General features: G+C 72.3%; 9 protein-coding genes. 5 read left to right on the top strand and 4 right to left on the bottom strand.

Annotated elements, in window-relative coordinates:
• On the bottom strand, window positions 1–456 hold a 456-nt coding region (locus Q1K26_RS10230), incomplete at its 3' end, for a dienelactone hydrolase family protein (protein WP_300009569.1).
• A 101-nt stretch (window positions 457–557) separates the two neighbouring features.
• Here Q1K26_RS10230 and Q1K26_RS10225 point away from each other — a divergent pair.
• Window positions 558–1,613, top strand: coding sequence for a histidinol-phosphate transaminase (locus Q1K26_RS10225; RefSeq protein ID WP_300009566.1), 1,056 nt, complete (start codon window positions 558–560; stop codon window positions 1,611–1,613).
• Between the two features lie 150 nt (window positions 1,614–1,763).
• On the opposite strand, the gene Q1K26_RS10220 is transcribed toward Q1K26_RS10225, so the two are convergent.
• Both Q1K26_RS10220 and Q1K26_RS10215 read right to left on the bottom strand, forming a co-directional pair.
• The gene (locus Q1K26_RS10220) at window positions 1,764–2,036 is read right to left on the bottom strand and encodes a GlsB/YeaQ/YmgE family stress response membrane protein (RefSeq protein WP_300009563.1); all 273 of its coding nucleotides are present in this window, start codon (window positions 2,034–2,036) and stop codon (window positions 1,764–1,766) included.
• A gap of 442 nt (window positions 2,037–2,478) precedes the next feature.
• The gene (locus Q1K26_RS10215) at window positions 2,479–3,120 is read right to left on the bottom strand and encodes a TetR/AcrR family transcriptional regulator (protein WP_300009560.1); all 642 of its coding nucleotides are present in this window, start codon (window positions 3,118–3,120) and stop codon (window positions 2,479–2,481) included.
• A 69-nt stretch (window positions 3,121–3,189) separates the two neighbouring features.
• On the opposite strand from Q1K26_RS10215, the gene Q1K26_RS10210 reads away from it, so the two are divergent.
• Both Q1K26_RS10210 and Q1K26_RS10205 read left to right on the top strand, forming a co-directional pair.
• Window positions 3,190–3,726 carry a peroxiredoxin-like family protein gene (locus Q1K26_RS10210; RefSeq protein ID WP_300009556.1) on the top strand — a complete coding sequence of 179 codons (537 nt, stop codon included), beginning with the start codon at window positions 3,190–3,192 and terminating at the stop codon, window positions 3,724–3,726.
• A 308-nt stretch (window positions 3,727–4,034) separates the two neighbouring features.
• A complete protein-coding gene (locus Q1K26_RS10205) occupies window positions 4,035–4,256 on the top strand; it encodes a hypothetical protein (RefSeq protein WP_300009553.1) in 222 nt (73 codons plus the stop codon).
• A 118-nt stretch (window positions 4,257–4,374) separates the two neighbouring features.
• Here the strand turns inward: Q1K26_RS10205 and Q1K26_RS10200 are convergent, their stop codons facing one another.
• Window positions 4,375–5,487 (bottom strand): alpha/beta fold hydrolase, encoded by a 1,113-nt coding sequence (locus tag Q1K26_RS10200; RefSeq protein ID WP_300009550.1) that lies wholly within the window; start codon window positions 5,485–5,487, stop codon window positions 4,375–4,377.
• Between the two features lie 180 nt (window positions 5,488–5,667).
• On the opposite strand from Q1K26_RS10200, the gene Q1K26_RS10195 reads away from it, so the two are divergent.
• Both Q1K26_RS10195 and Q1K26_RS10190 read left to right on the top strand, forming a co-directional pair.
• Window positions 5,668–5,910, top strand: coding sequence for a hypothetical protein (locus Q1K26_RS10195; RefSeq protein WP_300009547.1), 243 nt, complete (start codon window positions 5,668–5,670; stop codon window positions 5,908–5,910).
• Between the two features lie 709 nt (window positions 5,911–6,619).
• Window positions 6,620–6,802 carry a hypothetical protein gene (locus tag Q1K26_RS10190; RefSeq protein WP_300009544.1) on the top strand — a complete coding sequence of 61 codons (183 nt, stop codon included), beginning with the start codon at window positions 6,620–6,622 and terminating at the stop codon, window positions 6,800–6,802.
• Window positions 6,803–6,908: the final 106 nt, after the last annotated feature.

The raw sequence follows: 6,908 nt of genomic DNA, 5'->3' as shown, positions 1-6,908 counted from the left end.
GGACAGCGGGTCGGAGATGTGGTTGCCGGCGACCGTGACCACCGCGCCCAGCGACCGTTTCGCGGCCACCACCAGGGCGACCGAGCCACCGAGGTCGAACCCGATCACGCCCATCCGGTCGGCCGGCACCCCCCGCTCGGCCAACCAGCCGAACGCGGTGTCGGTGTCGGCCATCACGCTGGCCCCGGTGAGCCGGTTCACCTGGTCACGTACCTGCTGGTCGGTGTCCTCGGCGCTCAACTCGTCGGCGTCGTCGCGGTGGTAGAGGTGCGGTGCGACCACCCGCCAACCCTCCAGCGCCAGGCTGTGCACCAGCATCCGGACCCCGTCGGTGACCCCCCGGGACTCGTGCAGGACCACGATGCCGCCACGGACGGCGTTGTCCGGCTCCGCGACCGTCAGCCGCAGCTGGCTGCCATCGTCGAGGGGCACCGTTTCGGTGCGCAGATCGGTCATGCCGCCAGGGTGGCACGCCGGGGTGCGCGCGGGCCAACCGACGCTGCGGCGGACCGACACCGGTACCGGTGGGGCGCCCGCGGCCGCTACCGTGCGCAGTCATGGACCCCACCATCCGGGCCGACCTGGCGCGGCTGCCGGCCTACGTGCCGGGACGTAGCGTGCCTGGCTCGATCAAGCTGGCCAGCAACGAGGTCGCGCTGCCGCCGCCACCGGCGATCCTGGACGCCATCGCCCGGGCAGCCGCGGCCGGTAACCGCTACCCGGACATGGGGGTGGTGGAACTCACCGAGCGGCTCGCGACACGTCACGGGGTGACTCCGGACCGGGTCGCGGTCGGTTGCGGCTCGGTCAGCCTGTGCCAGCAGCTGGTCCAGGTCACCTGCGGGTCGTCCGCCGATGAGGTGGTCTTCGGCTGGCGGTCGTTCGAGGCGTACCCGATCGTCACCCAGGTGGCCGGCGGGACGCCGGTCGGCGTACTGCTTGACGATGCGCACCGGCACGACCCGAAGGCGATGCTCGCGGCAATCACCCCGACCACCCGGCTGGTGTTCGTGTGCAACCCGAACAACCCCACCGGGACCGCGCTGGGCCGCGACGACCTGCTGTCATTCCTGGATGCCGTACCGCCGCACGTGGCGGTCGTCCTGGACGAGGCCTACCGCGAGTTCGTCACCGACCCGGATGTGCCGGACGGGTTGACCCTGCTGGACACCCGGCCCAACCTGGTCGTGCTGCGCACCTTCTCCAAGGCCTACCGGCTGGCCGGGCTGCGGGTCGGGTACGCGGTCGGCGCGCCGGCCGTGGTCGAGGCGCTGCGCAAGGTCACCGTCGCGTTCAGCGTGAACTCGCTGGCCCAGGCCGCCGCGCTGGCTGCGCTGGACTGCCTGCCGGAACTGCTCGGCGCCTGCGCCTCGGTGGTGCACGAGCGGGCCCGGGTGCGTGCGGAGCTGCTGGCCGCCGGTTACGAGGTGCCGGAGTCGCAGGCGAACTTCCTGTGGTTGCCGCTGGGGGCCCGGACGGTCGGGTTCGCCGAGCACTGCGCGCGGGCGAAGATCCTGGTGCGCCCGTTCGCCGGCGAGGGCGCCCGGGTCACCGTGGCCGGCGCGGGCGACAACGACGCATTCCTGGCCGCCGCCCGCTCGTTCGACGGCTGAACGGGCGGCAGTGGGCAGATCGACGCCCGGCGTGCCCAGTGGTCCGGGCATCGCCGAGCGCCGTGCCTGGCCCAGCGGTCCGGGCATCGCCGAGCGCGGTGAGCGCCGGCGCCGGTGACCGGGGTCACCCACACCGGCGCGGGGACACGACTAGTGCGCCGCGCCCTTCTTGCCGTAGAAGCTTGCGACCGCACCGACTCCGATGACCGCCAGGATCACCTGGATGAGGTGGCGGATCCAGTCGAACCCGGCCGTCACCCGTACCCCAAACAGTTGCGCGACGTAGTTGCCCAGGAACGCGGCCGCGATGCCGACCAGGATCGTCAGCCACAGTGGGATGTTCTGCTTGCCGGGCAGGATGAGCTTGGCCAGCACGCCGAGGATGAGACCGACGACAATTGCGACAATGATTGCCCAGAGCATGTGCCCTCCAGTTGCCTAGAACAGGCCCCAAAGCCTGTCAGGGGCTCTGGATACCACTGCTCGCACACGGCCGCAGGCCCTGGACGGGGAATGCCGATCAAAGCGTTACGCATCGTTCGTCCTCCCGTCATCGCAGCCCTCACCAGGTTCGTTCCGCCCACCCCGGCCCGCGGCACGATCATTCGATGACGCCTGAGGAGCTGACCCATCGGCGCCGGGCACGGGACCTGACGGACCGGGAGTACACCTGGCCGCTGGACGTGCCGACGATGGCCCGCGCGGCGCTGACGGCGCACTTCTCCCAGCAGTTCCGCGCGGCCTACGGTGGGACACCGGAGGCGAAACTGACCTGCTGGCTGACCGTCACGCCGTCGTCGCAGCCCGACATTCAGATCGGACCGGTGCCGGCCTCGATGCCACTCGACCGCCGACCGGACGGCGTTCAGCTGAACGCGCCCGGGTCTCGGAAGGCCGGCATCCGGGCTGGGACCAGGGCACGCAGGCCGTCGAGGAGCGCGAGCGCGGCCGCCGGGTTGCCCCGGGCGCGGGTGAGCACACCGAGCACGCCGGCGAGCAGGACGTCCGCGGTGGCAGGGGACCCGATCGGCAGCGAGTCGCCGGCCGCGGCCGCGCGCTCGACGGCGGTCCGGAGGGCGGCGAGCATCCGCTCGACGTGCCGACGGGTCAGCGCGTCGATCTCGACGGACCGGTTGACCGGGTCGCACAGGGTGCCCAGCACCAGGCACCCGGCCGCTCCCATCGGTCCGCCGAGCTGGTCGCGCACCCGGTCGAGGAACGCCTGCAGCTCGGCCGTGCCGTCACCACCTCGTTCGAGCGGGCCGAGCATGCCGTCGGCGAGCTCCAGGTAGCGCTCCAGGACCGCGGCGAAGGTGGCGTCCTTGGTACCGAACGTCCGGTACAGGCTCGACGACGACAACCCGGTGGAGGCGAGCATGGCCTCCTGGGTGGCGCCGTCGTATCCCTCGCGCCAGAACAGCTCCACCAACGCGTCCAGCGCGGGGAGCCGCTCGAATCCGACCGGCCGGCCACGCCGCCGGGGGACATCGCCGGCGGTGGTTGCCATGCGGAGTGATGCTACTCCATAATCGACCTGACTTTGGAGTAGCCACACTCATAAATTGGGAGCCCGCCAGTGACCACGTTCGGGACCGGCGACCACATCGACACCCACACACTCGAGACGATCACCTGCGGAGCCGTGTCGCTGCCCGACCCGGCCGTCGTGGTGCACCTGCAGTTCCGCCGGTTCGCCGGCTGCCCGATCTGCCACCTGCACCTGCGCGAGGTCGCCCGCCGGCACGCGGAGATCGCCGACGCCGGCATCCACGAGGTCGTGGTCTTCCACTCCGACGCCGACGCGCTGCGGCGGTACGCGCCGGAGATGCCCTACGACGTGGTCGGCGACCCGGAGCGGGTGCTCTACCGGGAGTTCGGCGTGGAGTCCGCGCTGGGCGCCGTGCTGCATCCCCGGCTGCTGCTCGCTGGGGCCCGGGGCATGCTCGGCGGCAGCTCGCTGGCCGGCGCGGTCGGCCGCGGCGAGGACCACCTCGGCCGGCCGGCGGAGTTCCTGATCGGCACCGACGGCACCGTTCTGGCCGCCCACTACGGCCGCTACGCCGACGACCAGTGGACGGTCGACGAGCTGCTGGCGCGACACCGCGGCCGCTGAGAGCCGGCCGGCGGCGCGGGCACGGCGCGGAATCCGGGTGCGATGATGTTCGGCGGGCGAGTCGGAGTTGATCGTCAGCAAGGCACTGGCCGGCGGCGGCGCGACGCTCCCACGGCCAGTTGGGCGGGCCGATGGGCGAGGTTGTCGCCCGTTCAGCGCAGTGCTAACTACCGAGAGTGAGAGTACAAAGGTTCAAGGTTCTCTTTCGAGGGAACAAGGACACCGCGTGGACAACGCCGGCATTCAGGCATGACGGCTCCTCCGGTGGCGGATGCCCCATCTCCCAGCCCCCGTACGGAAGGCCCGCCATGTACTCCTCGGCAGCCCGACTCAAGGAACACCTCGCGACACTCGCCGAACAGGCACTCGACGATCTGGCCGAGGACCGCCTGACCACCGAGGAAGCGTTGCGCCTGCTGGCGGTCGTCGCCTGGGAGGCAGTGTACCCGCCCCACCTCGACGAGCTGTTCACCGCGCCTGGACCGCCACTCCCGCGACCGGCCACGCACGTCGGCGTCGGCGTGGCCTGAGCCTGGCGCATCCGCCGGCACGACCGACCAGTCCCACTCCGAGTCCACCGGAAGCGAGATAACCAGGAGCGAGCACACCAGGGTCGAGGAGAACGGGGCGGCCGAGGTGTGCGCGTCGTCAGCCGAGCGCCTCCGGCCGGACGAAGTCCTTGCCGAGCAGGTGCTGGTCGACGAAGGCGAACACGGTCTCGTACCAGACCCGCGAGTTGTTCGGCGACAGGATCCAGTGGTTCTCGTCCGGGAAGTACAGGAACCGGTGCGGGGTCCGGCCGTTGTCGTCGGCCGAGCCCCGGACGAGCTCGTACCAGAGCCGCAGGCCCTCGCCGATCGGCACCCGGTAGTCCTTGTCGCCGTGCACGACCAGCATCGGCGTGACGATGCTCCCGACGTGGTGGTGCGGCGAGTTCTCCCGCGCCATCTCGTCGGTGAGCTCGCGCATCCAGTAGTTGGCACCGTCGGTCGTCAGGCCGAAGTTGTCGAGGGCCCACAGGCTCGCGTGCGTGACGATGCAACGGAACCGGTCGGTGTGCCCGGCGACCCAGTTGGCCAGGTAACCGCCGAACGAGCCGCCCATGGCCGCGGTGCGCCCGTCGTCGACGTCCTCGCGCGCCACCGCGGCGTCGGTGAGCGCCAGCAGGTCGGTGTACGGCGCCCCGCCCCACGCGCCCCAACCGCGCTCGACGAACTCCTGGCCGTAGCCGGTGGACAGCGCCGGGTCGGGCAGCAGGACGGCATAGCCGCGGGCCGCGGCCGTCCACGGGTTCCAGCGCCAGGTCCACGCGTTCCACGACCCGAGCGGGCCGCCGTGGATCCACACCAGCAGCGGCGCGGGGCCGGCGGCCGAAGCACCCTCGGGCAGCACCAGCCAGGCTCGCAGGGCAGTGCCGTCGTCGGCCGTGGCGGTGACCTCCGTGAGGGTGCCCGGGAGGTCGGGGACCGTGACGGGGCACGGCAGCCGCTGCACGTCGCCGCCCGCCAGGGGCACCCGCACCGGGACGGCCGGCGAGTCGATGGCGCTGCGCAGCGCGTACACGTACCCGTCGGGGCCGACGTCGTAGCAGGTGTAGGCGCCGTCGTCGGTAGTGAGGCGGCGCCGCTCGCCGGAGGCGAGGTCGACCAGGTAGAGCGGCGAGCGGCCTTGCTCGTCAGCGCCGACGACCAGCCCGGTGCCGTCGGGGGTCCACCGAGGAGGGCAGGGCCAGAGGTCCCAGTCGGCGGCGACCTCGCGCACCTCGCCCCGGCGAGCGGGACGACCCCCAGGGTCACGGTGGGCGCCCGGTGCGGCGTGGGGCGGCCGAACCGGATCAGGGCGACCTGGCTGCCGTCGGGGCTGATCCGTCCGGACTCGTGCTCGCGATCGGGGTCGTCGGCCAGGATCGTGACCTCACGGGTCGCGACGTCGAGGGTGGCGGTGACGCAGCGCTGGTCGCCACCGGCCTCGGGCAGCACCCAGCTGACGACGACGGTGCGGCCGTCGGGGCTGATGTCCCACGACGACTCGTCGTGCACGCGGCCGGGCACGTGGCCGGTGAGGTCGGTGAGCCGCAACGGCGGGTCGGCCTCCGCGGCCAGCGACGACACGTCGGCGGGCGCGGCGGCGAACAGCCGGGTGGACGCCGGCCCGAGGTCGTGGTCCCAGTACCGCACCGGGTAGCGATCGTGCAGGATCGCCGAGACCTTCGACTCCCTGCGCTTCTTCGCGGCCTCGGTGTCGTCGCCGTCGTCGGCGCTTGCCAGGGTCGCCGAGCCGAGCAGCAGGGTGCCGGCCTCGCGGGCCACGACGAGCCCGCCGACGCCGCCGGCCCGACGTGCCACCAACCGCGCCTCACCCCCGGCCCTCGGCAGCAGCCACAGCGCCGGCGTCTCCGAGTCGTCCTGCTCGTCACCGGGGACGCAGCCGGGTCGGCCCGCCGTGAACAGCAGGTCGCCCTCGCGGGTGAAGGCGGCGCCCGACTCGCCCTTCGCGCCGCGGGTCAACCGGCGAGCGGGTTCCCGGCCCCGTGGGTCGAGCTCCCACAGCGCCGAGACGTAGCCGGTCCTCTTGGCGTCCAGGGTCTGCACGGTCGCGACGAGGCGGGAGCCGTCGGGCGACAGGGCCAGCCCGACCAGCCGCGGCTGCTCGACGAAGGCGGCGAGGTCGTGGAACGGCGTGCGCGCTTCGGTGGCCGGCGCTTCGGTGGCCGGCGTCTCGGTGGCCGGCGTCTCGGTGGCCGTGGCGGACTGATCGGACGCGACCTGGTCGAGGGCGTCCGGCTGATCGGGCGGGATGACCATGTGCCCTTGCTACCAGGTGCCACACCTACCTGGCGGCCCAGTTCTGGCGGCTGGCCCGACGGATCGGGAAGAAGAAGGCCGCCGTCGCCGTGGCGCACTCGATCCTGGTGATCTGCTGGCACCTCTCGACCAACGACTACGACGACCTCGGCGGGGACTGCTCCGCCCGCCGCAACACCGACCGCCAACGCTCACGACTGATCAACCAACTCCACAACCTCGGCTACCGAGTCACCCTGGGCCTCGGCGTAGTTGATCTGCCCGTTATGTGAGCAGGTCGAGGGCGCGGTTGGGGTGTCGGGCGGTGTGTCGGCAGGCTTGGGCGATGTTGCTGGCGCCGGCCAGTCGGTGGCGGCTGACCGCGAAGTTGCGCAGCGT

Origin of the sequence: Pseudonocardia sp. (assembly GCF_029263155.1) — a bacterium.
Lineage (GTDB): Bacteria > Actinomycetota > Actinomycetes > Mycobacteriales > Pseudonocardiaceae > Pseudonocardia.
Note: the sequence above shows the minus strand (reverse complement) of the source record. Positions and strands in the feature narration are given on the sequence as shown.